The 24829-nt window shown below is 38.1% G+C and carries 26 protein-coding genes and 4 pseudogenes; 28 read left to right on the forward strand and 2 right to left on the reverse strand.

Annotated elements, in window-relative coordinates:
* The first annotated feature begins 24 nt into the window (after positions 1-24).
* The 21 genes and pseudogenes from ACVBD2_RS04140 (at position 25) to ACVBD2_RS04240 (ending at position 17959) form a co-directional block, all read left to right on the forward strand.
* The gene (locus ACVBD2_RS04140) at positions 25-1170 is read left to right on the forward strand and encodes a tyrosine-type recombinase/integrase (protein ID WP_268710302.1); all 1146 of its coding nucleotides are present in this window, start codon (positions 25-27) and stop codon (positions 1168-1170) included.
* A gap of 95 nt (positions 1171-1265) precedes the next feature.
* Positions 1266-1502: a DUF2829 domain-containing protein gene (locus ACVBD2_RS04145; protein WP_000141913.1), complete on the forward strand. Its 237-nt coding sequence runs from the start codon at positions 1266-1268 to the stop codon at positions 1500-1502.
* The gene (locus tag ACVBD2_RS04150) at positions 1495-2193 is read left to right on the forward strand and encodes a 3-oxoacyl-ACP reductase (protein ID WP_084921021.1); all 699 of its coding nucleotides are present in this window, start codon (positions 1495-1497) and stop codon (positions 2191-2193) included. The genes ACVBD2_RS04145 and ACVBD2_RS04150 overlap by 8 nt, the downstream gene beginning before the upstream one ends.
* Before the next feature lie 42 nt (positions 2194-2235).
* Entirely contained in the window at positions 2236-2571 is a 336-nt protein-coding gene (locus tag ACVBD2_RS04155) for a hypothetical protein (protein WP_000434269.1), read from the forward strand.
* A gap of 17 nt (positions 2572-2588) precedes the next feature.
* Positions 2589-3011, forward strand: a complete 423-nt coding sequence (locus ACVBD2_RS04160; protein ID WP_084875422.1) for an SMI1/KNR4 family protein — start codon at positions 2589-2591, stop codon at positions 3009-3011.
* A gap of 17 nt (positions 3012-3028) precedes the next feature.
* Positions 3029-3184, forward strand: coding sequence for a hypothetical protein (locus ACVBD2_RS04165; RefSeq protein ID WP_229035102.1), 156 nt, complete (start codon positions 3029-3031; stop codon positions 3182-3184).
* Between the two features lie 241 nt (positions 3185-3425).
* Positions 3426-3635, forward strand: coding sequence for a hypothetical protein (locus ACVBD2_RS04170; RefSeq protein ID WP_461686184.1), 210 nt, complete (start codon positions 3426-3428; stop codon positions 3633-3635).
* Positions 3636-3963: 328 nt separating this feature from the next.
* Entirely contained in the window at positions 3964-4278 is a 315-nt protein-coding gene (locus tag ACVBD2_RS04175; protein ID WP_000420682.1) for a YdcP family protein, read from the forward strand.
* 15 nt (positions 4279-4293) lie between these two features.
* Positions 4294-4680 (forward strand): YdcP family protein, encoded by a 387-nt coding sequence (locus ACVBD2_RS04180; protein ID WP_000985015.1) that lies wholly within the window; start codon positions 4294-4296, stop codon positions 4678-4680.
* Positions 4681-4708: 28 nt separating this feature from the next.
* Positions 4709-6094 carry an FtsK/SpoIIIE domain-containing protein gene (locus ACVBD2_RS04185; protein ID WP_000813488.1) on the forward strand — a complete coding sequence of 462 codons (1386 nt, stop codon included), beginning with the start codon at positions 4709-4711 and terminating at the stop codon, positions 6092-6094.
* Positions 6095-6271: 177 nt separating this feature from the next.
* Complete coding sequence (gene mobT / locus ACVBD2_RS04190; RefSeq protein WP_000398284.1) at positions 6272-7477, forward strand: MobT family relaxase; 1206 nt, start codon at positions 6272-6274, stop codon at positions 7475-7477.
* Positions 7478-7519: 42 nt separating this feature from the next.
* Complete coding sequence (locus ACVBD2_RS04195) at positions 7520-7741, forward strand: hypothetical protein (protein WP_001009056.1); 222 nt, start codon at positions 7520-7522, stop codon at positions 7739-7741.
* A 116-nt stretch (positions 7742-7857) separates the two neighbouring features.
* A complete protein-coding gene (locus tag ACVBD2_RS04200; RefSeq protein ID WP_000342539.1) occupies positions 7858-8355 on the forward strand; it encodes an antirestriction protein ArdA in 498 nt (165 codons plus the stop codon).
* An 88-nt stretch (positions 8356-8443) separates the two neighbouring features.
* A complete protein-coding gene (locus tag ACVBD2_RS04205; protein ID WP_000723888.1) occupies positions 8444-8836 on the forward strand; it encodes a conjugal transfer protein in 393 nt (130 codons plus the stop codon).
* Entirely contained in the window at positions 8820-11267 is a 2448-nt protein-coding gene (gene tcpF / locus ACVBD2_RS04210) for a conjugal transfer ATPase TcpF (protein WP_461686185.1), read from the forward strand. Before ACVBD2_RS04205 ends, tcpF begins: the two co-directional genes overlap by 17 nt.
* Positions 11268-11269: 2 nt before the next feature.
* A complete protein-coding gene (locus ACVBD2_RS04215; protein ID WP_000804748.1) occupies positions 11270-13447 on the forward strand; it encodes a CD3337/EF1877 family mobilome membrane protein in 2178 nt (725 codons plus the stop codon).
* Positions 13444-14445 (forward strand): bifunctional lytic transglycosylase/C40 family peptidase, encoded by a 1002-nt coding sequence (locus ACVBD2_RS04220; RefSeq protein WP_000769868.1) that lies wholly within the window; start codon positions 13444-13446, stop codon positions 14443-14445. Before ACVBD2_RS04215 ends, ACVBD2_RS04220 begins: the two co-directional genes overlap by 4 nt.
* Positions 14442-15377 (forward strand): conjugal transfer protein, encoded by a 936-nt coding sequence (locus tag ACVBD2_RS04225; RefSeq protein ID WP_461686186.1) that lies wholly within the window; start codon positions 14442-14444, stop codon positions 15375-15377. Before ACVBD2_RS04220 ends, ACVBD2_RS04225 begins: the two co-directional genes overlap by 4 nt.
* A gap of 313 nt (positions 15378-15690) precedes the next feature.
* Positions 15691-15738, forward strand: a pseudogene (locus ACVBD2_RS04230) (hypothetical protein); the annotation flags it as partial.
* 15 nt (positions 15739-15753) lie between these two features.
* Positions 15754-17673: a tetracycline resistance ribosomal protection protein Tet(M) gene (tet(M), locus tag ACVBD2_RS04235; protein ID WP_003125887.1), complete on the forward strand. Its 1920-nt coding sequence runs from the start codon at positions 15754-15756 to the stop codon at positions 17671-17673.
* Positions 17674-17773: 100 nt separating this feature from the next.
* Positions 17774-17959, forward strand: coding sequence for a cysteine-rich KTR domain-containing protein (locus ACVBD2_RS04240; RefSeq protein WP_461686293.1), 186 nt, complete (start codon positions 17774-17776; stop codon positions 17957-17959).
* 59 nt (positions 17960-18018) lie between these two features.
* Here the strand turns inward: ACVBD2_RS04240 and ACVBD2_RS04245 are convergent.
* Positions 18019-18156: pseudogene (locus ACVBD2_RS04245) on the reverse strand (XRE family transcriptional regulator); the annotation flags it as partial.
* A gap of 283 nt (positions 18157-18439) precedes the next feature.
* Here ACVBD2_RS04245 and ACVBD2_RS04250 point away from each other — a divergent pair.
* The 5 genes and pseudogenes from ACVBD2_RS04250 to ACVBD2_RS04270 all read left to right on the forward strand — a co-directional run.
* Positions 18440-18524, forward strand: a pseudogene (locus tag ACVBD2_RS04250) (MLS leader peptide); the annotation flags it as partial.
* 48 nt (positions 18525-18572) lie between these two features.
* Positions 18573-18656 (forward strand): 23S rRNA methyltransferase attenuation leader peptide, encoded by an 84-nt coding sequence (locus ACVBD2_RS04255; RefSeq protein WP_001814874.1) that lies wholly within the window; start codon positions 18573-18575, stop codon positions 18654-18656.
* 124 nt (positions 18657-18780) lie between these two features.
* The gene (gene erm(B), locus ACVBD2_RS04260) at positions 18781-19518 is read left to right on the forward strand and encodes a 23S rRNA (adenine(2058)-N(6))-methyltransferase Erm(B) (protein ID WP_001038790.1); all 738 of its coding nucleotides are present in this window, start codon (positions 18781-18783) and stop codon (positions 19516-19518) included.
* Positions 19519-19872: 354 nt separating this feature from the next.
* On the forward strand, positions 19873-20427 hold the full coding sequence (locus tag ACVBD2_RS04265; protein ID WP_000576156.1) for a recombinase family protein: 555 nt from the start codon (positions 19873-19875) through the stop codon (positions 20425-20427).
* Positions 20428-20430: 3 nt separating this feature from the next.
* A complete protein-coding gene (locus tag ACVBD2_RS04270; protein ID WP_001240982.1) occupies positions 20431-23349 on the forward strand; it encodes a Tn3 family transposase in 2919 nt (972 codons plus the stop codon).
* Between the two features lie 73 nt (positions 23350-23422).
* On the opposite strand, the pseudogene ACVBD2_RS04275 reads toward ACVBD2_RS04270, so the two are convergent.
* A pseudogene (locus ACVBD2_RS04275) lies at positions 23423-23644 on the reverse strand (helix-turn-helix domain-containing protein); the annotation flags it as partial.
* A gap of 504 nt (positions 23645-24148) precedes the next feature.
* Between ACVBD2_RS04275 and ACVBD2_RS04280 the strand changes: the two are divergent.
* Both ACVBD2_RS04280 and ACVBD2_RS04285 read left to right on the forward strand, forming a co-directional pair.
* Positions 24149-24571, forward strand: a complete 423-nt coding sequence (locus ACVBD2_RS04280; RefSeq protein ID WP_000804885.1) for a sigma-70 family RNA polymerase sigma factor — start codon at positions 24149-24151, stop codon at positions 24569-24571.
* Positions 24568-24798 (forward strand): helix-turn-helix domain-containing protein, encoded by a 231-nt coding sequence (locus ACVBD2_RS04285; RefSeq protein WP_461686187.1) that lies wholly within the window; start codon positions 24568-24570, stop codon positions 24796-24798. The genes ACVBD2_RS04280 and ACVBD2_RS04285 overlap by 4 nt, the downstream gene beginning before the upstream one ends.
* Positions 24799-24829 lie beyond the last annotated feature (31 nt).

Raw genomic sequence — 24829 nt, forward strand, 5'->3', positions numbered from 1 at the left:
ATGTATTTTAGAAAGGTTTAAAACATGCAAATAACTGAAGTCAAAAAGAAAAACGGGACAATAGTGTACCGCGCTAATGTATATTTAGGAGTTGACCAGGTAACAGGAAAGAAAGCCAAAACAAGTGTAACGGGTAGGACAAGAAAAGAGGTCAAGCAGAAAGCAAAGCACGCGCAAGATGATTTTATATCGAACGGTTGTACGGTGACAAAAGTAGTACCTGCAAAAAATTATCAGGAGTTAGCTGATCTATGGCTAGACAGTTACCAGCTTACAGTAAAACCTCAGACTTTTTTAGACACTAAGAGAATGCTGTACAATCATCTTATACCTGTCTTTGGTACTCTCAAACTGACCAAGCTATCTGTTAGCTATATACAAAGCTTTATCAATGATTTATCGACTCAGCTAGTCCATTATGCCGTGGTTCATTCAATAAATAGGCGTGTCTTACAGTATGGGGTATCTCTCCAGCTCTTGCCATTCAACCCAGCTAGGGATATTATTCTCCCTAAACAGCCTAAACGTGAGAATGCAGCTATCAAGTTCATAGCTTCTGACGACTTAAAGGCTCTGTTGCTCCATATGGAAAAACTGGCGTTTAAGAAATATAGATATTATTTTGATTATGTTCTGTATAGTGTCTTACTTGCTACTGGTTGTCGTTTTGGTGAAGTAGTAGCCTTGGAATGGTCGGATATTGATTTTGAGAATGGAACTATAAGCATTAACAAGAATTACAGTAGATTATTAAAGTTAATAGGTACACCAAAAAGTAAAGCTGGAGTTAGGACAATCAGCATAGACAAGAAGACGGTCAACATGTTACGTCTTTACCAGAATAGACAACGCCAATTATATTTGGAGTCCGAGGCGCGTGTTTCGTCTGTGGTGTTTGCAACACCTACGAGAGAGTACCAGAACCTAGCAACCAGACAGGAGGCTTTAGATAGACGCTGTAATGAGATTTCTATCCCTCGCTTTACTTTTCACGCTTTCCGCCATACTCACGCTAGTTTATTGCTAAATGCTGGTATCAGCTATAAAGAATTACAATACCGTTTAGGTCATGCTACTTTAGCTATGACCATGGATATATACAGCCACCTATCTGCGGATAAAGAAAAAGAGGCGGTTTCATATTTTGAAAAAGCCATGAATAGCTTGTAAGTCCACAAAAAGGTGAACAAATTTATATTTTAGAACTCATAGGCTGACTAAAAAGCCTATTAAATCAACGTTTATAGATAACAAAGGAGAACAACATGACTTTTGAAGAAATCCTGCCTGGATTAAAGGCCAAGAAAAAATATGTACGAACTGGTTGGGGAGGGGCTGAAAACTATGTACAGCTTTTTGACACCATCGAGCAAAACGGGGTTGCACTTGAAGTGACGCCTTATTTCCTAATCAACGTTTCTGGAGAAGGGGAAGGTTTTTCCATGTGGAGCCCGACACCTTGTGATGTTTTGGCGACGGATTGGGTAGAAGTGCATGACTAGACGTGTATTGATTACGGGAGTGAGCTCAGGTATCGGACTTGCTCAAGCTCGCCTCTTTTTAGAGAAGGGTTATCAAGTTTATGGAGTTGACCAAGGCAACAATCCACTCTTAGAGGGTGATTTCCACTTTTTACAGAGGGATTTGACCTTGGACTTGGAACCTGTTTTTGACTGGTGTCCTCAGGTGGATGTTTTGTGCAATACTGCTGGAGTTTTGGATGCTTACAAACCACTTTTGGAACAGTCTGCGCAGGAAATTCAAGAGATTTTTGAAATCAACTATGTGACTCCAGTTGAGATGACACGACATTATTTGACACAAATGCTGGAAAATAAAAAAGGAATCATTATCAATATGTGTTCGATTGCTTCGAGCCTAGCAGGTGGCGGTGGACATGCCTATACTTCTTCTAAGCATGCCTTAGCTGGCTTTACCAAGCAGTTGGCTCTAGACTATGCTGAAGCTGGGATTCAGGTCTTTGGTATCGCTCCGGGAGCGGTCAAGACAGCCATGACTGCTGCCGACTTTGAACCGGGTGGCTTAGCTGACTGGGTGGCTAGTGAAACACCTATCAAGCGCTGGATTGAGCCAAGTGAAATTGCAGAAGTCAGTCTCTTTTTAGCTAGCGGTCACGCATCTGCCATGCAAGGACAAATTCTGACCATTGATGGTGGTTGGAGTTTGAAGTGATGCTTTGGTACAGTTTGCATTGTTCACTATTGGAGGTTAAAGATGGAACAAGATATATTTGGATTTGAGTTTCCAAGTTTCTACCATCAGTTTTTATTGGAATGGGACGAAGTAGATCCTTATGAGATTGGTGACTCAGGTATCTGTTTATATGCTAAGGAGGATCTCTTAGAGCGTAATGAGACCTATCAGATAGAAGTAGATGAACCAGACTTCTTTATGATTGGTCAAGAGGGAGATTTGGCCTACTTTATCAAGAAAAATGCTGATGATTGCATTTATGAAAATGATTTGGGTGCTTTGGGCTCTTTAGAAATGCAAAAAGTTGCTGCAACTGTCTATGACTTTATTGACAAGGTCTTAGAAGAAAGATTGTAAAAATCGGAGGGATAATTATGCTGAGAGCAACAGATGCGAATGAGGCAATTACAAGAGAAGACCTTTTACAATTTGAGGAGAACCTTGGAAAGAAATTGCCGGAAGCCATGTTAAACTTTTATCTCAAGTACAATGGTGGTCAATCTTGTGTGTCTGGTGTTCATGATGACAAACATCTCTTTCCTTTCAATGCTTTTTATTCATTAGAGGAGATGGAGAAGGCCCTCAACTGGTTTGACGATGAGGTTGTTCCTGCCGGATTCCAGGCTAAAGACCTCCTTCATTTTGCCTATGATCCTGGGTCTGGAAACTATGCTCTGTCTCTAAGGGAAGAAGATTATGGCAAGGTTTACTACTATGTTTTAGAAGAAAGAGCTGAGATTTTTGGTCAATGGCTTTCATTTGAGGCTTTTCTGACTAGTTTTGTGGAAGGTGAGTAGAAATAAAAGGAGCAATCATGCGTAAACACCAATTCTTTTCACTAGCAGATATTTTAGAGCAAGTTAAGTTAGAACAATGTACTCAAGATGACTTTTGCCTCTATGGCAATGATGAAGGGAATTTGGTTCTCGATAGCCTTTATTTTGGTGTCGGATTATCCAGTTGTAGTTGATGATAAAGATGTCTACCCTGTGGAAGTAGTAGAGAGAAATCTTAATCTGGTATATTATGGTGAGCATCTGATAGATGTCCTTCTAGTGCATTGGATGAAAAGCCAGACGCAAGCCCTGAATACTTGGTCGATGCCTTAATTTATTATAATCAACATGATACTTTTATTCCCTTTGCCTAGTAACTAAGCTGGATTTGCATAGTTCTATTAAACATAAGCGAATACAGTAAGGAGTCAAGAAATGATAGATTACAAAATGGTAAATAAAAAAATTTCACCTTTTAAATTTTTAGTCCATGATGAAGAGACACAAAGTGTTCGAGGGTCGCTCATTTATTATCCTGATGGAGAATACAGACAGGAAGTATTCGACACTCGGGAAGATGAGGGATTCGAAGGAAATGGATACGATTGGGCATCTCTTGCTTTGATATTTTTAGAGGAAAAATAGCATAAAAATCTAGTTATCCGCATAAAAACTGGACTTATCACACTTTATCAAGGTCAAAACCACTCAATTTACTACTAATTTACTACTTATGAATGAGCTTTGATACGACGATTTATCCTTGAAAAGTGAAGATATAAAGATACTTCCAATAAAATTTGAATATTTAATAGGTAGACACTTCAAAAAATGAGGTGTCTATTTTTTTACCCGATTTTGAAAGGAAGTGAACTTATGAAAACAAAAAATCAAGAATCAAAAGGTCGTTCCCCACTCTTTAAGACCATCAAACATTCATTCAGCCAATAAAAAAGAAAGGATAGGTAAAAATATGGAACTTAAATTTGTGATTCCCAACATGGAAAAAACATTCGGCAATTTAGAATTTGCTGGCGAGGATAAAGTCGTTCAGCGAAGAATCAACGGACGGCTAACTGTCTTATCAAGAAGCTATAATCTCTATTCTGATGTTCAAAGAGCAGATGATATTGTGGTGGTGCTTCCTGCTGAAGCTGGCGAAAAACATTTCGGCTTTGAGGAACGTGTGAAGTTAGTCAATCCACGTATTACCGCAGAGGGCTACAAAATCGGCACTCGTGGTTTTACAAATTACCTTTTACATGCTGACGACATGATAAAAGAATAAAGAAAGAGAGGAAAAATGATGAGATTAGCAAATGGCATTGTATTAGATAAAGACACGACTTTTGGAGAATTGAAATTCTCTGCTCTACGTCGTGAAGTGAGAATCCAAAATGAAGACGGGTCGGTTTCAGATGAAATCAAGGAACGTACCTATGACTTAAAATCCAAAGGACAAGGACGCATGATTCAAGTAAGTATTCCTGCCAGCGTGCCTTTGAAAGAGTTTGATTATAACGCACGGGTGGAACTTATCAATCCCATTGCGGACACCGTTGCTACTGCCACCTATCAAGGAGCAGATGTTGACTGGTATATCAAGGCAGACGATATTGTGCTGACAAAGGATTCTAGTTCATTCAAAGCTCAACCACAAGCAAAGAAAGAACCGACACAAGACAAATAGTCGCTAGGTAGAAAGGAGACTTTTTCGCATGAAACAGCGTGGTAAAAGGATTCGCCCATCTGGTAAAGATTTAGTCTTTCATTTTACGATAGCGTCACTCCTGCCTGTTTTCCTGCTGGTTGTCGGACTGTTTCATGTGAAGACAATCCAGCAGATCAACTGGCAGGATTTTAACCTATCACAAGCAGATAAGATTGACATTCCCTATTTAATTATCAGTTTCAGTGTCGCAATTCTTATCTGCTTGCTGGTAGCGTTTGTATTCAAACGGGTTCGCTATGATACGGTTAAACAACTTTACCACCGTCAAAAACTGGCAAAGATGATACTTGAAAACAAGTGGTATGAATCTGAACAGGTCAAAACAGAGGGTTTCTTTAAAGATAGTGCTGGTCGTACAAAGGAAAAGATAACCTACTTCCCTAAAATGTATTATCGACTTAAAAATGGCTTGATACAGATACGGGTGGAAATCACGCTGGGAAAATATCAAGACCAACTCTTACACTTGGAAAAGAAATTAGAGAGTGGCTTGTACTGTGAGCTGACGGATAAAGAGTTAAAGGATTCCTATGTGGAATATACTTTGCTCTATGACACCATAGCCAGTCGTATTTCTATTGATGAAGTAGAAGCTAAAGATGGTAAACTTCGCTTAATGAAAAACGTATGGTGGGAATATGATAAGCTCCCTCATATGTTGATTGCTGGTGGTACAGGTGGCGGTAAAACTTACTTTATACTGACACTGATTGAAGCCTTGCTTCATACAGATTCAAAACTGTATATTCTTGACCCGAAAAATGCTGACCTTGCGGACTTAGGTTCTGTGATGGCAAATGTCTACTATAGAAAAGAAGACTTGCTTTCTTGCATTGAAACATTCTATGAAGAAATGATGAAACGTAGTGAGGAAATGAAGCAGATGAAGAACTATAAGACTGGCAAAAATTATGCTTACTTAGGTCTCCCGGCACACTTCTTAATCTTTGATGAATACGTCGCTTTCATGGAAATGCTGGGAACAAAAGAAAACACCGCAGTTATGAATAAGCTGAAACAGATTGTCATGTTAGGTCGTCAAGCTGGCTTCTTTCTAATACTGGCTTGTCAACGTCCAGACGCAAAATATTTAGGCGACGGAATCCGTGATCAGTTTAATTTCAGAGTGGCTTTAGGTCGTATGTCTGAAATGGGCTATGGCATGATGTTTGGCAGTGACGTACAAAAGGATTTCTTCTTAAAGCGAATCAAAGGTCGTGGCTATGTTGATGTAGGAACAAGTGTCATATCAGAGTTTTATACTCCCCTTGTACCAAAAGGATATGATTTCTTGGAGGAAATTAAAAAGTTATCCAACAGCAGACAGTCCACGCAGGCGACGTGCGAAGCGGAAGTCGCAGGTGTGGACTGATCTTGCTGGCTGGTGTGGCAATAGCCACGCCAGCACTTAACCCCCCGTATCTAACAGGGGGGTACAAATCGACAGGAAACAGTCAAAAAAACATTAGAAAATCCTTTGGTTACAAGGGATTTACAAAATTTCAGCGTATGTCAAATGGGCTTTAAAAGTTGACATACGCCTTTTTGATTGGAGGGATTTTTACTGAATGAACAAACTTGGTTACAGCATTTAAAAGAAAAACGCTTGGCTTATGGACTATCTCAAAACCGTTTAGCTGTTGCGACTGGTATTACAAGGCAGTATCTAAGCGATATTGAAACAGGAAAAGTCAAGCCATCAGAGGATTTACAGCAGTCCCTTTGGGAAGCTCTGGAACGCTTCAATCCCGACGCTCCCCTTGAAATGCTGTTTGATTATGTAAGGATTCGCTTTCCGACAACAGACGTACAGCAGGTGGTCGAAAACATCTTACAACTGAAACTGTCCTATTTTCTTCATGAGGACTATGGTTTCTATTCTTATTCAGAGCATTATGCTTTAGGCGACATATTCGTCCTTTGCTCCCATGAACTGGACAAAGGAGTTCTGGTGGAATTGAAAGGTCGTGGGTGCAGACAATTTGAAAGCTATCTTCTGGCACAACAAAGAAGCTGGTATGAGTTCTTTATGGACGTTTTGGTGGCTGGCGGTGTGATGAAACGCCTTGACCTTGCCATTAACGATAAGACAGGGATTTTGAATATCCCTGTACTCACTGAAAAGTGCCAACAGGAAGAATGTATCTCCGTCTTCCGCAGTTTTAAAAGCTATCGCAGTGGCGAACTGGTACGCAAAGAGGAAAAGGAATGTATGGGAAACACCCTCTATATCGGTTCATTACAAAGTGAAGTTTATTTCTGTATCTATGAAAAGGACTACGAGCAGTACAAGAAAAATGATATTCCCATTGAAGACGCAGAAGTAAAAAACCGTTTTGAGATTCGATTGAAAAATGAGCGTGCCTATTATGCAGTCCGTGATTTACTCGTCTATGACAATCCAGAGCATACCGCCTTTAAAATTATCAATCGGTATATCCGTTTTGTAGATAAAGACGATTCCAAACCTCGTTCTGATTGGAAACTGAATGAAGAATGGGCTTGGTTTATTGGGAACAATCGTGAACGATTAAAACTAACCACAAAACCAGAGCCTTACTCCTTCCAAAGGACGCTGAACTGGCTATCTCATCAAGTTGCCCCGACCTTAAAGGTTGCGATTAAACTTGATGAAATCAACCAGACGCAGGTTGTAAAAGACATTCTCGACCATGCGAAACTGACAGACCGACACAAGCAGATTTTGAAGCAACAGTCAGTAAAAGAACAGGACGTGATAACAACAAAAAAATAACTCAAATACAAATTCATTGAATATAGAGAGGAGAACATTTTTATGAATTTTGGACAAAACCTTTATAACTGGTTTCTATCAAACGCTCAATCACTGGTGCTTTTAGCAATCGTTGTGATTGGCTTGTATCTTGGCTTCAAGCGTGAGTTTAGCAAACTGATTGGCTTTTTAATTATTGCGATTATTGCGGTTGGCTTAGTCTTCAACGCTGCTGGAGTAAAAGACATTTTACTAGAGCTATTCAATCGCATTATTGGTGCTTAAATAAAACCGTTCTTTTGTGGAATATAAGTGGTTTTCTTATGTTCCGCAAAGGAATGGTACACCAAACGAAGTGCGGTAGGGATTTTTGAATCTCTACAAAGAAAGGACGTGAATATATGGACGATATGCAAGTCTATATTGCGAATTTAGGCAAATACAATGAGGGCGAATTGGTCGGTGCGTGGTTTACCTTTCCCATTGACTTTGAGGAAGTCAAAGAGAAAATCGGCTTGAATGATGAATATGAGGAATACGCCATTCATGACTACGAGTTACCCTTTACGGTTGACGAATACACTTCCATTGGCGAACTCAATCGACTATGGGAAATGGTATCGGAATTACCCGAAGAATTACAATCGGAGCTATCTGCTCTGCTCACTCATTTTTCAAGCATTGAAGAACTAAGCGAACATCAAGAGGATATTATCATTCATTCCGATTGTGATGATATGTATGACGTGGCACGCTACTACATTGAAGAAACGGGTGCTTTAGGCGAAGTACCAGCTAGTCTTCAAAACTATATTGATTATCAAGCCTATGGTCGGGATTTAGACCTTTCAGGAACGTTTATCTCAACCAATCATGGGATTTTTGAAATCGTCTATTAAATCTGTCGGTACATTACTACTGGCAGATTTTCTATTTTACGGGGTGGCTCAATCAGCTACCCCTATTTTTTATGAAAGGATTGATTACATGAAGAAAATACGAAGCTATACCAGTATCTGGTCTGTGGAAAAGGTACTGTATTCTATCAATGATTTTAGACTTCCGTTTCCCATAACCTTTACGCAAATGACATGGTTTGTCGTGTCACTCTTTGCAGTGATGATACTTGGCAACTTGCCCCCTCTTTCCATGATAGAGGGAGCATTTCTCAAATACTTTGGGATTCCTGTGGCTTTCACATGGTTTATGTCTACAAAAACTTTTGATGGTAAAAAGCCTTATGGATTTTTGAAGTCTGTCATTGCTTATGCACTGCGACCAAAGCTGACCTATGCAGGAAAAAAAGTAACGCTTGGCAGAAACCAGCCACAAGAAGCCATTACAGCAGTTAGGAGTGAATTTTATGGCATATCCAATTAAATACATTGAAAACAATCTCGTCTGGAATAAAGACGGGGAATGTTATGCTTACTATGAGCTTGTTCCTTACAATTACTCATTTCTAAGTCCAGAACAGAAAATACAAGTGCATGATTCTTTCAAACAGCTTATCGCACAAAATCGTGATGGCAAAATTCATGCTTTACAAATCAGTACAGAATCCAGCATACGTTCTGCACAAGAGCGTTCCAAAAATGAAGTCACTGGCAAGCTCAAAGCGGTTGCCTATGACAAAATCGACCAACAGACAGACGCTTTAATATCCATGATTGGCGAAAATCAAGTGAACTACCGTTTCTTTATCGGCTTTAAGTTGCTTCTCAACGATCAGGAGTTTTCTATGAAAAGTCTTACCGTTGAAGCAAAAAATGCTTTGTCTGATTTTGTCTATGATGTGAACCATAAGCTGATGGGCGATTTTGTTAGTATGAGTAATGATGAAATCCTGCGTTTTCAGAAGATGGAAAAGCTCTTAGAAAATAAAATCTCTCGTCGTTTCAAAATCCGCAGGTTAGATAAGGACGACTTCGGCTATCTGATTGAACACCTTTACGGACAGACAGGCACTGCCTATGAAGAGTATGAGTACCATCTATCAAAGAAAAAGCTGGATAATGAAACGCTGATTAAATACTATGACTTGATTAAGCCTACTCGCTGTTTGGTGGAAGAAAAACAGCGATATTTGAAAATCCAGCAGGAAGATGAAACCGTCTATGTAGCTTACTTTACCATTAACAGCATTGTCGGAGAACTGGACTTCCCGTCCTCTGAAATCTTCTACTACCAGCAACAGCAATTTACATTCCCGATTGATACGTCAATGAATGTGGAAATTGTAGCGAATCGTAAAGCCCTATCTACTGTCCGCAATAAAAAGAAAGAACTGAAAGACTTGGATAACCACGCTTGGCAAAGTGATAATGAAACCAGCTCCAATGTGGCGGAAGCTCTGGAAAGTGTGAATGAGCTGGAAACCAATTTAGACCAAAGCAAGGAATCTATGTACAAGCTGTCTTATGTGGTAAGGGTATCAGCAAATGATCTTGACGAACTCAAACGTTGTTGTAATGAAGTGAAAGATTTTTATGACGATTTAAGCGTAAAACTGGTACGACCATTTGGGGATATGCTCGGCTTACATGAAGAATTTTTACCTGCCAGCAAGCGTTATATGAATGATTATATTCAATACGTGACCTCTGATTTCCTCGCTGGTTTAGGTTTTGGTGCTACTCAAATGCTGGGGGAAAATGAGGGGATTTATGTTGGCTACAGCTTAGATACTGGACGCAATGTCTATCTGAAACCTGCTCTTGCCAGTCAAGGGGTTAAGGGTTCAGTAACCAATGCGTTAGCGTCGGCTTTTGTTGGTTCGCTGGGTGGTGGTAAATCCTTTGCGAATAACCTTATCGTCTATTATGCGGTGCTTTATGGGGCACAAGCAGTGATTGTAGACCCAAAAGCAGAACGTGGCAGATGGAAAGAAACCTTGCCAGAGATTTCCCATGAAATCAATATCGTCACTCTGACTTCTGATGAGAAAAACAAAGGCTTACTTGACCCTTATGTGATTATGAAAAATCCCAAAGATTCTGAATCACTGGCTATTGATATTCTGACATTCCTTACGGGGATTTCCTCTCGTGATGGGGAACGCTTCCCAATCCTTAGAAAAGCCATTCGTGCAGTAACCAATAGTGAAGTACGAGGGTTGATGAAAGTGATTGAGGAATTACGGGTTGAGAATACGCCACTAAGTACCAGTATAGCCGACCATATCGAAAGTTTTACAGACTATGACTTTGCACATTTATTATTCAGTAATGGTTATGTGGAGCAGTCTATCAGCTTAGAAAAACAACTGAACATTATACAGGTTGCGGACTTGGTACTTCCCGACAAGGAAACTTCCTTTGAGGAATATACCACTATGGAGCTTTTATCCGTTGCTATGCTGATTGTCATTAGTACCTTTGCTTTAGACTTTATCCATACAGACCGAAGCATTTTCAAGATTGTAGATTTAGACGAAGCATGGAGCTTTTTACAGGTAGCACAAGGAAAAACACTATCTATGAAGCTGGTTCGGGCTGGTCGTGCTATGAACGCTGGGGTATATTTCGTGACCCAAAATACAGACGACCTCTTAGATGAAAAACTGAAAAATAACCTCGGCTTAAAATTTGCATTTCGTTCCACTGACCTTAACGAGATTAAAAAGACCTTAGCCTTTTTTGGTGTAGACCCAGAGGACGAAAACAATCAGAAGCGATTGCGTGATTTGGAAAACGGGCAATGCCTTATCAGTGATTTATATGGTCGTGTCGGTGTGATACAGTTCCACCCTGTATTTGAAGAACTGCTCCATGCCTTTGATACCAGACCACCTGTGCGAAAAGAGGTGTAAATGTGAAACCATCAATAGTAAACAGAATAAAATCAAACTGGACGCTGAAACGTCTAGGTAAAGTGGCAATGACAGTGGCTTTCACACTTGTGATTGCCATTTTTCTTTTAGCCATGCTGGGAACGGTGGTTCAAGCTGCGGGCTTGGTAGATGATACGGTCAATGTGGCAAATGAATACAGCCGATACCCACTTGAAAACTATCAACTGGATTTTTATGTGGATAATAGCTGGGGCTGGCTTCCGTGGAACTGGTCGGACGGGATTGGAAAACAGGTCATGTATGGACTATATGCCATTACCAATTTTATTTGGACAATCAGTTTGTATGTTTCCAATGCGACAGGTTACTTAGTACAGGAAGCCTATTCCTTAGACTTCATTTCCGCTACAGCAGATTCCATTGGTAAGAATATGCAGACCTTAGCTGGTGTGAGTGCAAACGGATTTTCAACAGAGGGTTTCTATGTTGGATTCCTCTTACTCTTGATTTTGGTTCTTGGGGTTTATGTTGCCTATACGGGACTGATAAAGAGAGAAACCACAAAGGCAATTCATGCCATTATGAATTTTGTGCTGGTGTTTATCCTATCGGCTTCCTTTATTGCCTACGCTCCCGACTACATTAAAAAAATCAATGACTTTTCATCAGACATCAGTAATGCCAGTTTATCACTTGGCACGAAGATTGTCATGCCCCATTCCGATAGTCAAGGCAAGGACAGCGTGGACTTAATCAGAGATAGCCTGTTTTCCATACAGGTTCAGCAACCGTGGCTACTGCTTCAATACAACAGTTCAGACATTGAAAGTATCGGTATTGACCGTGTGGAAAGCCTGCTCTCCACCAGCCCAGATTCCAACAATGGCGAAGACAGAGAAAAAATTGTTGCGGAAGAAATTGAAGACAGAAGCAATACCAATCTAACCATTACAAAGACCATTAACCGTTTAGGTACAGTCTTCTTCCTATTTGTCTTCAATATTGGGATTTCCATATTTGTATTCCTATTAACAGGAATCATGATTTTCTCGCAGGTACTTTTTATCATCTATGCTATGTTTCTGCCTGTGAGCTTTATTTTAAGCATGATTCCATCATTTGATGGTATGTCAAAACGAGCCATAACAAAGCTCTTTAATACCATTTTGACACGAGCTGGAATCACATTGATTATTACGACAGCATTTAGTATTTCAACCATGCTCTATACCTTATCGGCTGGTTATCCGTTCTTTTTGATTGCTTTTCTACAGATTGTGACCTTTGCAGGAATCTACTTCAAGCTGGGCGATTTAATGAGTATGTTTTCTCTACAGAGTAACGATTCTCAAAGTGTGGGAAGTCGTGTGATGAGAAAACCTCGTATGCTTATGCACGCTCACATGCACCGTCTACAGCGGAAACTTGGACGTTCCATGACTACTCTAGGGGCTGGGTCTGCCATTGTTACAGGTAAAAAAGGACAGTCGGGTTCGGGGAGTTCTGCAAGGACACAAGCAGATCACTCCCGACCAGACGGAAAGGAAAAATCAACACTTGGAAAACGTATCGGTCAAACCATCGGTACAGTAGCTGATACCAAAGACAGAATGGTAGACACTGCTAGTGGTTTGAAAGAACAGGTTAAAGATTTGCCGACCAATGCAAGATATGCAGTATATCAAGGAAAATCCAAAGTAAAAGAGAATGTCCGTGATTTAACCAGTAGTATTTCTCAAACCAAAGCGGACAGAGCCAGTGGACGCAAGGAACAGCAGGAACAAAGGCGAAAAACCATTGCGAAGCGTCGCTCTGAAATGGAACAGGTCAAACAGAAAAAACAGCCTGCTTCTTCTGTTCATGAAAGACCGACTACAAGACAAGAACAATATCATGATGAACAGACCTCAAAACAGTCTAATATTCAGACTTCATATAAGGAATCTCAACAAGCCAAACAAGAGCGTCCAGCAGTTAAGTCCGATTTTTCAAGTCCAAAAGTGGAACGCCAAGGCAATACCGTTCAAGAAAAAACCGTTCAAAAGCCAGCAACTTCAACCACTACAGCAGATAGAACTTCACAACGTCCAATCACAAAAGAACGTCCGTCTACTGTTCAAAGAGTACCACTACAAAATACAAGAAGTAGACCACCAATCAAAACCGCCACCATTAAGAAAGTCGGTAAGAAACCATGAAGTTGAAAACTTTAGTGATTGGTGGTTCTGGATTATTCTTGATGGTCTTCTCACTGCTTCTGTTTGTTGCCATTTTATTTTCAGATGAACAGGACAGCGGAATTTCCAATATTCATTATGGAGGTGTGAATGTTTCCGCAGAAGTGCTGGCTCATAAGCCTATGGTAGAAAAATATGCCAAAGAATATGGCGTTGAAGAATATGTCAACATACTTCTTGCGATTATACAGGTGGAATCGGGCGGTACTGCGGAAGATGTTATGCAGTCCTCGGAATCCCTCGGTCTTCCACCTAATTCATTGAGTACAGAAGAATCCATTAAGCAAGGTGTGAAGTATTTCAGTGAATTATTAGCCAGTAGCGAAAGGCTCAGTGTAGATTTAGAATCGGTTATCCAGTCCTACAATTATGGTGGTGGTTTCTTAGGGTATGTGGCTAATCGTGGAAATAAATATACCTTTGAACTGGCTCAAAGTTTCTCAAAAGAGTATTCAGGTGGCGAAAAAGTGTCTTACCCCAATCCCATAGCCATACCTATCAATGGGGGCTGGCGATACAACTATGGCAATATGTTTTATGTGCAACTGGTAACGCAGTATCTTGTCACAACAGAGTTTGATGATGATACGGTACAAGCCATCATGGACGAAGCACTGAAATATGAGGGCTGGCGATACGTTTACGGTGGAGCTTCCCCGACTACTTCTTTTGATTGTAGCGGACTGACACAATGGACGTATGGAAAAGCTGGAATTAACTTACCACGAACCGCACAACAGCAATATGATGTGACCCAGCATATCCCACTATCGGAAGCACAAGCTGGCGATTTGGTTTTCTTTCATTCTACCTATAACGCTGGCTCTTATATTACTCATGTTGGGATATACCTTGGCAATAACCGTATGTTTCATGCAGGCGACCCAATCGGTTATGCCGACTTAACAAGCCCCTACTGGCAACAGCATTTAGTGGGAGCAGGACGAATCAAACAATGAGAAAGGAAGATTTAATGATGAAATTTAGAAAAAATCAGAATAAAGAAAAACAGATACCAAAGGAAAAGAAACCTCGTGTCTACTATAAGGTCAATCCTCATAAAAAGGTTGTGATTGCCTTGTGGGTACTTTTAGGGCTTAGTCTCAGCTTTGCGATATTCAAGCACTTTACAGCTATAGATACTCATACTATTCACGAAACAACTATCATAGAAAAGGAATACGTTGATACTCATCATGTAGAAAATTTTGTAGAGAACTTTGCGAAAGTCTACTATTCATGGGAGCAATCCGATAAGTCCATTGATAATCGAATGGAAAGTCTAAAAGGCTATCTGACAGATGAACTTCAAGCTCTCAATGTTGATACAGTACGCAAAGATATTCCTGTATCGTCTTCTGTAAGAGGATTTCAGATATGGACGGTAGAGCCAACTGGCGACAATGAGTTTAATGTAACCTACAGTGTAGACCAGCTCATTACAGAGGGAGAAAATACAAAGACCGTCCACTCTGCTTATATAGTGAGTGTCTATGTAGATGGTTCTGGAAATATGGTACTGGTTAAGAATCCGACCATTACCAACATACCTAAGAAATCAAGTTATAAACCAAAAGCCATTGAAAGTGAGGGGACGGTTGATTCCATTACAACCAATGAAATCAATGAGTTTTTAACGACGTTCTTCAAGCTCTATCCTACAGCGACAGCCAGTGAACTTTCCTACTATGTGAATGACGGGATATTAAAACCAATCGGAAAAGAGTACATCTTTCAAGAACTGGTAAATCCTATTCACAATCGTAAGGATAATCAAGTCACGGTATCGCTGACAGTGGAGTATATCGACCAGCAGACCAAAGCAACGCAGGTATCTCAATTTGATTTGGTACTTGAAAAGAACGGGAGTAATTGGAAGATTATAGAATAACAAATATTGGTACATTATTACAGCTATTTTGTAATCACGTACTCTCTTTGATAAAAAATTGGAGATTCCTTTACAAATATGCTCTTACGTGCTACTATTTAAGTATCTATTTAAAAGGAGTTAATAAATATGCGGCAAGGTATTCTTAAATAAACTGTCAATTTGATAGTGGGAACAAATAATTGGATGTCCTTTTTTAGGAGGGCTTAGTTTTTTGTACCCAGTTTAAGAATACCTTTATCATGTGATTCTAAAGTATCCAGAGAATATCTGTATGCTTTGTATACCTATGGTTATGCATAAAAATCCCAGTGATAAAAGTATTTATCACTGGGATTTTTATGCCCTTTTGGGTTTTTGAATGGAGGAAAATCACATGAAAATTATTAATATTGGAGTTTTAGCTCATGTTGATGCAGGAAAAACTACCTTAACAGAAAGCTTATTATATAACAGTGGAGCGATTACAGAATTAGGAAGCGTGGACAAAGGTACAACGAGGACGGATAATACGCTTTTAGAACGTCAGAGAGGAATTACAATTCAGACAGGAATAACCTCTTTTCAGTGGGAAAATACGAAGGTGAACATCATAGACACGCCAGGACATATGGATTTCTTAGCAGAAGTATATCGTTCATTATCAGTTTTAGATGGGGCAATTCTACTGATTTCTGCAAAAGATGGCGTACAAGCACAAACTCGTATATTATTTCATGCACTTAGGAAAATGGGGATTCCCACAATCTTTTTTATCAATAAGATTGACCAAAATGGAATTGATTTATCAACGGTTTATCAGGATATTAAAGAGAAACTTTCTGCCGAAATTGTAATCAAACAGAAGGTAGAACTGTATCCTAATATGTGTGTGACGAACTTTACCGAATCTGAACAATGGGATACGGTAATAGAGGGAAACGATGACCTTTTAGAGAAATATATGTCCGGTAAATCATTAGAAGCATTGGAACTCGAACAAGAGGAAAGCATAAGATTTCAGAATTGTTCTCTGTTCCCTGTTTATCACGGAAGTGCAAAAAACAATATAGGGATTGATAACCTTATAGAAGTGATTACGAATAAATTTTATTCATCAACACATCGAGGTCAGTCTGAACTTTGCGGAAAAGTTTTCAAAATTGAGTATTCGGAAAAAAGACAGCGTCTTGCATATATACGTCTTTATAGTGGCGTACTGCATTTGCGAGATTCGGTTAGAATATCGGAAAAGGAAAAAATAAAAATTACAGAAATGTATACTTCAATAAATGGTGAATTATGTAAAATCGATAAGGCTTATTCCGGGGAAATTGTTATTTTGCAGAATGAGTTTTTGAAGTTAAATAGTGTTCTTGGAGATACAAAGCTATTGCCACAGAGAGAGAGAATTGAAAATCCCCTCCCTCTGCTGCAAACGACTGTTGAACCGAGCAAACCTCAACAAAGGGAAATGTTACTTGATGCACTTTTAGAAATCTCCGACAGTGACCCGCTTCTGCGATATTATGTGGATTCTGCGACACATGAAATCATACTTTCTTTCTTAGGGAAAGTACAAATGGAAGTGACTTGTGCTCTGCTGCAAGAAAAGTATCATGTGGAGATAGAAATAAAAGAGCCTACAGTCATTTATATGGAAAGACCGTTAAAAAAAGCAGAGTATACCATTCACATCGAAGTTCCACCGAATCCTTTCTGGGCTTCCATTGGTCTATCTGTAGCACCGCTTCCATTAGGGAGCGGAGTACAGTATGAGAGCTCGGTTTCTCTTGGATACTTAAATCAATCGTTTCAAAATGCAGTTATGGAGGGGATACGCTATGGCTGTGAACAAGGATTGTATGGTTGGAATGTGACGGACTGTAAAATCTGTTTTAAGTATGGCTTATACTATAGCCCTGTTAGTACCCCAGCAGATTTTCGGATGCTTGCTCCTATTGTATTGGAACAAGTCTTAAAAAAAGCTGGAACAGAATTGTTAGAGCCATATCTTAGTTTTAAAATTTATGCGCCACAGGAATATCTTTCACGAGCATACAACGATGCTCCTAAATATTGTGCGAACATCGTAGACACTCAATTGAAAAATAATGAGGTCATTCTTAGTGGAGAAATCCCTGCTCGGTGTATTCAAGAATATCGTAGTGATTTAACTTTCTTTACAAATGGACGTAGTGTTTGTTTAACAGAGTTAAAAGGGTACCATGTTACTACCGGTGAACCTGTTTGCCAGCCCCGTCGTCCAAATAGTCGGATAGATAAAGTACGATATATGTTCAATAAAATAACTTAGTGTATTTTATGTTGTTATATAAATATGGTTTCTTGTTAAATAAGATGAAATATTTTTTAATAAAGATTTGAATTAAAGTGTAAAGGAGGAGATAGTTATTATAAACTACAAGTGGATATTGTGTCCTGTATGTGGAAATAAAACACGATTAAAGATAAGGGAAGATACTGAATTAAAAAAATTCCCCCTCTATTGTCCGAAATGCAGACAAGAAAATTTAATTGAAATAAAGCAGTTCAAAGTAACTGTGATTACAGAGCCAGACGCAAAGACGCAGAGACGATAAAATGAGATTAATACAATCTCATTTTATCGGCTCTTTCCGTTATGTATGGATTCTTTTAATTAGTCTTCGATGTTTCTTGCTTCGTTGATACCGCTGGCTAAAGATTCCATTAAGGATAGTTCTTTGTCTGTAAAGCTATCCATGTATTTCTCTATCTGTAATCGTCGGGTGCTTTTTACCAAGTTATTAGCAGGTAGGGGTCCCGAGCGCCTACGAGGAATTTGTATCGATAAGAAATAGATTTAAAAATTTCGCTGTTATTTTGTACATTTAACTTGACGGTGACATCTCTCTATTGTGAGTTATTAGTGGTACAGTTTTCAACCGTTTTAATTATAAAAAAGTGGTGCATTTTTAAATTGGCACAAACAGGTAACGGTTATTGCAGGTGTATTTCTTATCTATGGGTTTAACATGGATTTTATCATTAAAATCATGAGTATTGTCCGAGAGTGATTGGTCTTGCGTATGGTTAACCCTAAAGTTATGGAAATAAGACTTAGAAGCAAACTTAAGAGTGTGTTGATAGTGCATTATCTTAAAATTTTGGTATAATAGGAATTGAAGTTAAATTAGATGCTAAAAATTTGTAATTAAGAAGGAGGGATTCGTCATGTTGGTATTCCAAATGCGTAATGTAGATAAAACATCTACTGTTTTGAAACAGACTAAAAACAGTGATTACGCAGATAAATAAATACGTTAGATTAATTCCTACCAGTGACTAATCTTATGACTTTTTAAACAGATAACTAAAATTACAAACAAATCGTTTAACTTCTGTATTTATTTATAGATGTAATCACTTCAGGAGTGATTACATGAACAAAAATATAAAATATTCTCAAAACTTTTTAACGAGTGAAAAAGTACTCAACCAAATAATAAAACAATTGAATTTAAAAGAAACCGATACCGTTTACGAAATTGGAACAGGTAAAGGGCATTTAACGACGAAACTGGCTAAAATAAGTAAACAGGTAACGTCTATTGAATTAGACAGTCATCTATTCAACTTATCGTCAGAAAAATTAAAACTGAACATTCGTGTCACTTTAATTCACCAAGATATTCTACAGTTTCAATTCCCTAACAAACAGAGGTATAAAATTGTTGGGAATATTCCTTACCATTTAAGCACACAAATTATTAAAAAAGTGGTTTTTGAAAGCCATGCGTCTGACATCTATCTGATTGTTGAAGAAGGATTCTACAAGCGTACCTTGGATATTCACCGAACACTAGGGTTGCTCTTGCACACTCAAGTCTCGATTCAGCAATTGCTTAAGCTGCCAGCGGAATGCTTTCATCCTAAACCAAAAGTAAACAGTGTCTTAATAAAACTTACCCGCCATACCACAGATGTTCCAGATAAATATTGGAAGCTATATACGTACTTTGTTTCAAAATGGGTCAATCGAGAATATCGTCAACTGTTTACTAAAAATCAGTTTCATCAAGCAATGAAACACGCCAAAGTAAACAATTTAAGTACCGTTACTTATGAGCAAGTATTGTCTATTTTTAATAGTTATCTATTATTTAACGGGAGGAAATAATTCTATGAGTCGCTTTTGTAAATTTGGAAAGTTACACGTTACTAAAGGGAATGTAGATAAATTATTAGGTATACTACTGACAGCTTCCAAGGAGCTAAAGAGGTCCCTAGCGCCTACGGGGAATTTGTATCGATAAGGAATAGATTTAAAAATTTCGCTGTTATTTTGTACAATAAGGATAAATTTGAATGGTACCATAAACGACCGTTTATGGTACCTTTTCATTTTCCTGCTTTTTCTAAATGTTTTTTAAGTAAATCAAGTACCAAAATCCGTTCCTTTTTCATAGTTCCTATATAGTTATACTTAATGAGTTATGGTACATTTAAATTATAAAATTAAGGAGGTTTTTTTATGATTTTTGGCTATGCTCGAGTGAGTACGGATGATCAAAATCTTAGTTTACAAATTGATGCACTTACTCATTATGGAATTGATAAATTATTTCAAGAAAAAGTAACTGGTGCGAAAAAAGACCGACCGCAATTAGAAGAAATGATCAACCTACTACGTGAAGGAGATTCTGTTGTCATTTACAAGTTAGATCGAATTTCACGATCAACTAAACATTTGATTGAACTTTCTGAATTATTTGAAGAACTTAGTGTCAATTTTATATCTATTCAAGATAACGTAGATACTTCAACGTCTATGGGAAGATTCTTTTTCCGAGTTATGGCTAGTTTAGCAGAACTGGAACGGGATATTATTATTGAACGAACTAACTCTGGTCTTAAGGCAGCCAGAGTCCGAGGAAAAAAAGGGGGCCGTCCAAGTAAAGGTAAGCTATCAATTGATTTAGCTTTAAAAATGTATGACAGCAAAGAGTATTCTATTCGTCAAATTCTTGATGCCTCTAAATTAAGCAAAACAACCTTTTACCGTTACCTCAATAAAAGGAATGCTTAAGATATGGCTATGAAAAGAATTTTAACTACTTCACAGCGTGAACAACTTCTTTCTGTAGACCACTTATCAGAAGAGGATTTTAAAGCGTATTTTAGTTTTTCTGATTATGATCTGGAGGTTATTAATCAACACCGTGGAAAGGTCAATAAACTAGGATTTGCGATACAACTTTGTTTGGCCCGGTATCCTGGGTGTTCTTTAAGTAATTGGCCGATTAAATCAACCAGACTAACTTCTTATGTGAGTCGACAGCTCCATCTTGATGCAATTGATTTAAATTCATATGATCATAGAAATACACGTGCAAATCACTTCAACGAGATCTTAGAAGTATTCAACTATCATCGATTCGGTAGTGCTAATACACAAAAACAGTTAATAGAATATTTAATTGAACTAGCTTTAGAAAATGATGACTCTATCTATCTAATGAAAAAAACAATTGATTTCTTAACTCGAAAAAGAATTATTTTTCCATCTATAGCTACACTTGAAGACATTATAAGCCGCTGTCGAGATAAAGCAGAAAACAACTTATTTTCAATATTACTCTGTTCATTAACAGATATACAAATTGAAAAACTAGAGAGTTTGTTTCAAATTTATGAAGAGACGAAAATAACTAAACTCGCTTGGCTAAAAGACATTCCAGGTAAGGCAAATCCAGAAAGCTTTATGAGTATTTGTAAAAAAGTGGAAGTGATTGCTTCCATGGGACTCGGGACAATTAATGTCTCCCATATTAATCGGAACAGGTTTCTTCAGCTAGCTAGACTAGGGGAAAATTATGATGCATATGACTTCTCCCGTTTTGAGCTTGAAAAAAGATACTCTTTACTTATTGCTTTTTTAGTCAATCATCATCAATATCTGATCGATCAACTGATTGAGATTAATGACCGCATTTTAGCAAGTATTAAACGCAAAGGGACACGTGATTCACAAGAACAGTTAAAAGAAAAAGGAAAATTGGCTACTAAAAAATTGGAACATTATGCTTCTTTAATTGATGCTCTTCACTTTGCAAAAGATAATGATAGTAATCCTTTTGACGAAATTGAACGAATCATGCCTTGGGAAGATTTAGTACAAGATGGAGAAGAAGCTAAAAAAATTACAGGTAATAAAAATCATGGCTATTTAGAAATGGTTCGAAATAAAGCTAATTACCTCCGAAGATACACGCCAATGTTATTGAGGACCCTTTCGTTCAAAGCAACTCCGGCAGCAAATCCAGTCCTCATGGCCCTAACTCAACTAACTGATTTACACAATAGTGGTAAAAGAAAAATACCGGCAGATACTTCTACTGATTTTGTGAGTAAAAAATGGAAAAGCCTTGTTCGGCCAGAAGAGGGGAAAATAGATCGGTCTTACTATGAGTTAGTAGCTTTCACCGAGCTAAAGAACAATATTCGATCAGGAGATATTTCAGTTGAAGGAAGTATGATCCATCGAAATATTGATGATTACTTAGTTGATTTATCTGCTTGTATTGATTCAGAAACTATTCCAGACACGTTTGAGGACTATTTAAAGGATCGGGAAATAATTTTAGATTTACAGCTTCAATTTTATTCGACAGTTGATAAGAGAATTTCAAGAGCAAACCTTAAAAAGTTGGAAAAAGTTACACCTAGCGAAGCAGAAATATATAGAAAAAAACTTTATTCAATAATTCCTAAGATAAGGCTTAGTGATCTTTTAATTGAGGTGGACAGTTGGACCAACTTTTCACAAGAATTTAGTCATGATTCTACAGGGAAACCGCCGAGTGAACAAGAAAGAAAAATTATTTTTGCTGCTTTGCTGGGTTTAGGGATGAATATTGGTCTTGAAAAAATGGCCCAATCAACTCCTGGAATTTCTTATTCTCAGTTAGCCAATGCCAAACAATGGCGCTTTTATAAAGAAGCTCTGACTCGTGCTCAATCTGTTTTGGTTAATTATCAGTTAAAGCTTCCTGTTGCAGACTTTTGGGGTGAAGGAAAAACCACTGCTTCAGACGGAATGCGCGTCCCAGTGGGCGTCTCAGCTCTAAAATCCGATGTTAATCCACATTACAAAAGTATGGAAAAAGGAGCTACAATGATTCGATCAATAAATGATAGGCATACGACTCATCATATCGAGGTTGCTTCAACTAATACAAGGGAAGCTACTCATACCCTTGATGGCCTACTTTATCATGAAACAGATCTAGATATTGAGGAACATTTTACTGATACAAATGGGTATTCTGATCAGGTGTTTGGAATGACCGCATTACTAGGCTTTGATTTTGAACCTCGCATCAGAAATATAAAAAAATCACAATTATTTTCTATCAAATCACCTTCCTACTACCCTAACTTATCAGAAGATATAAGCGGAAAAATCAATGTAAAAATTATTGAAGAAAACTATGATGAAATTAAACGAATCGCCTATTCGATTCAAACAGGAAAAGTATCTAGTTCTTTACTATTAGGAAAGCTAGGCTCATACGCACGTAAGAATAGAGTAGCTCTTGCACTGAGAGAACTAGGTCGCATTGAAAAGAGCATTTTTATGATAGATTATATTACAGATAGTGAGCTACGGCGAAGGATCACTCATGGACTAAATAAGACAGAAGCGATTAATGCTTTAGCTAGAGAACTATTTTTTGGGCGACGCGGAAAATTTATGGAGCGCGATATTCGCCGACAACTTCAAAGTGCTAGTGCGCTTAATGTGTTAATAAATGCAATAAGTATATGGAACGCCGTCTACTTACAAGCAGCTTATAATTATCTCGTCAAAATAGATCCCGAAGTAACTAAGTATATGAAGCATGTATCTCCTATTAATTGGGAGCATATCACTTTTCTTGGAGAGTATAAATTTGACTTGTTATCTATTCCTAAACACTTAAGAGAATTGAATATAAAAAATAAATAGGCCTTGAAACATTGGTTTAGTGGGAATTTGTACCCCTTATCGATACAAATTCCCACTAAGCGCTCGGGACCCCAGGTAAGAAAAATTCATCAACGGAAACATGAAGTAACGATACAAGGTCATAAAGAACTTGTATGCTGGGGTGTTGCCCTTTATTTTCAATATTAGTTAAGTACCGTGGGTCAATTTCAATCAATGCTCCCACTTGTTCACGAGTTAAACCTCGTTTCAATCGAGCTTCTTTAATGGCTAAACCAAAGGCTCTAAAATCATATTTATCTTCTTTTTTACGCATAGTAGACCACCTCTATACATTTTATTGTTCCTACTGAATTAAAAACAGGTATAGAAAAACGTGTTATATGGTTTATAGGTTTATATTTAATAAAAAGCACTACTAAACGCCAATAAAAAAAACCGTTATATGGTAGTGCTATTTACGCTGTTAAAATATTGTATATTACTTCCAAATGGCGGTTTGTTGGAGGTCAACGTCGCCATGAAGTACATCATATACAATAAATTTCCTTACATTGGGTTCTTGTCAAAAAAAGTCGTCTATCTGCAATAGATAAGTACGTCCACCAATGTGGTTTTATAAATCATATAGATAGAATAACAGAAGCATGTAAACAGAGAAATAAATCTGTTTATATGCTTTTTTGGCTATTCAGAACTTTTTTACAAAGTTTATTTATCAGTAATGCAACAAATCCCCCTTTCACATTGGGACTAAGAGTGAAAGGAGATAAACGAGCAAGGCTCACTTCCTTTCCTAGACAGAAAGGGGGTGAGAAACATGAAACCATCTTCTTTTCAGACCACAATAGAAAATCAGTTTGACTATATCTGTAAACGTGCTATGGAAGACGAGCGAAAGAATTATATGCTTTATCTTTCAAGGATTGCAAAGCGTGAGGTGTCCTTTTCGGATGTTGGCGATTATCTTGTTAGCCAGTTTGCGACAACAGATAACTATTCAACTGACTTTCAGATTTTTACACTCAATGGGTTATCAGTAGGCGTTGAAAATGATTTGTTGAGTGAAGCATTACGTGAGTTGCCAGACAAGAAACGTGAAATTCTACTGCTGTTTTACTTTATGGACATGAGCGATTCAGAAATTGCAGACCTGTTGAAATTGAACCGTTCTACTGTCTATCGGCATAGAACCAGTGGACTAGCCTTAATTAAAAAGTTTATGGAGGAATTTGAAGAATGAAAACACAATATCCTATGATTCCCTTTCCTCTCATTGTAAAGGCAACAGATGGCGATACCGAAGCGATTAACCAGATTCTACATCATTACAGAGGGTACATAACGAAGCGTTCCCTACGACTTATGAAAGATGAATATGGCAATCAAAGTATGGTCGGTGATGAAGTCTTACGTGGAAGAATGGAAACCAGACTGATTACAAAGATTTTGTCATTTGAAATTAAGTAATATCCTCTCTCCTTTCGTGGAAGCGTGCTAA

Source organism: Streptococcus sp. KHUD_018 (assembly GCF_054861215.1).

Excerpts from the sequence above, each read along its gene's own strand:
- ACVBD2_RS04145 (WP_000141913.1), top strand. The coding sequence starts at position 1,266 with ATGACTTTTGAAGAAATCCTGCCTGGATTAAAGGCCAAGAAAAAATAT.
- ACVBD2_RS04165 (WP_229035102.1), top strand. The coding sequence starts at position 3,029 with ATGCGTAAACACCAATTCTTTTCACTAGCAGATATTTTAGAGCAAGTT.
- ACVBD2_RS04205 (WP_000723888.1), top strand. The coding sequence starts at position 8,444 with ATGAAGAAAATACGAAGCTATACCAGTATCTGGTCTGTGGAAAAGGTA.
- ACVBD2_RS04160 (WP_084875422.1), top strand. The coding sequence starts at position 2,589 with ATGCTGAGAGCAACAGATGCGAATGAGGCAATTACAAGAGAAGACCTT.
- ACVBD2_RS04180 (WP_000985015.1), top strand. The coding sequence starts at position 4,294 with ATGATGAGATTAGCAAATGGCATTGTATTAGATAAAGACACGACTTTT.
- ACVBD2_RS04170 (WP_461686184.1), top strand. The coding sequence starts at position 3,426 with ATGATAGATTACAAAATGGTAAATAAAAAAATTTCACCTTTTAAATTT.
- ACVBD2_RS04225 (WP_461686186.1), top strand. The coding sequence starts at position 14,442 with ATGAGAAAGGAAGATTTAATGATGAAATTTAGAAAAAATCAGAATAAA.
- ACVBD2_RS04280 (WP_000804885.1), top strand. The coding sequence starts at position 24,149 with ATGAAACCATCTTCTTTTCAGACCACAATAGAAAATCAGTTTGACTAT.
- ACVBD2_RS04265 (WP_000576156.1), top strand. The coding sequence starts at position 19,873 with ATGATTTTTGGCTATGCTCGAGTGAGTACGGATGATCAAAATCTTAGT.
- ACVBD2_RS04200 (WP_000342539.1), top strand. The coding sequence starts at position 7,858 with ATGGACGATATGCAAGTCTATATTGCGAATTTAGGCAAATACAATGAG.
- ACVBD2_RS04185 (WP_000813488.1), top strand. The coding sequence starts at position 4,709 with ATGAAACAGCGTGGTAAAAGGATTCGCCCATCTGGTAAAGATTTAGTC.
- ACVBD2_RS04220 (WP_000769868.1), top strand. The coding sequence starts at position 13,444 with ATGAAGTTGAAAACTTTAGTGATTGGTGGTTCTGGATTATTCTTGATG.
- ACVBD2_RS04150 (WP_084921021.1), top strand. The coding sequence starts at position 1,495 with ATGACTAGACGTGTATTGATTACGGGAGTGAGCTCAGGTATCGGACTT.
- ACVBD2_RS04175 (WP_000420682.1), top strand. The coding sequence starts at position 3,964 with ATGGAACTTAAATTTGTGATTCCCAACATGGAAAAAACATTCGGCAAT.
- ACVBD2_RS04255 (WP_001814874.1), top strand. The coding sequence starts at position 18,573 with ATGTTGGTATTCCAAATGCGTAATGTAGATAAAACATCTACTGTTTTG.
- ACVBD2_RS04195 (WP_001009056.1), top strand. The coding sequence starts at position 7,520 with ATGAATTTTGGACAAAACCTTTATAACTGGTTTCTATCAAACGCTCAA.
- ACVBD2_RS04140 (WP_268710302.1), top strand. The coding sequence starts at position 25 with ATGCAAATAACTGAAGTCAAAAAGAAAAACGGGACAATAGTGTACCGC.
- ACVBD2_RS04155 (WP_000434269.1), top strand. The coding sequence starts at position 2,236 with ATGGAACAAGATATATTTGGATTTGAGTTTCCAAGTTTCTACCATCAG.
- ACVBD2_RS04270 (WP_001240982.1), top strand. The coding sequence starts at position 20,431 with ATGGCTATGAAAAGAATTTTAACTACTTCACAGCGTGAACAACTTCTT.
- ACVBD2_RS04285 (WP_461686187.1), top strand. The coding sequence starts at position 24,568 with ATGAAAACACAATATCCTATGATTCCCTTTCCTCTCATTGTAAAGGCA.
- tcpF (WP_461686185.1), top strand. The coding sequence starts at position 8,820 with ATGGCATATCCAATTAAATACATTGAAAACAATCTCGTCTGGAATAAA.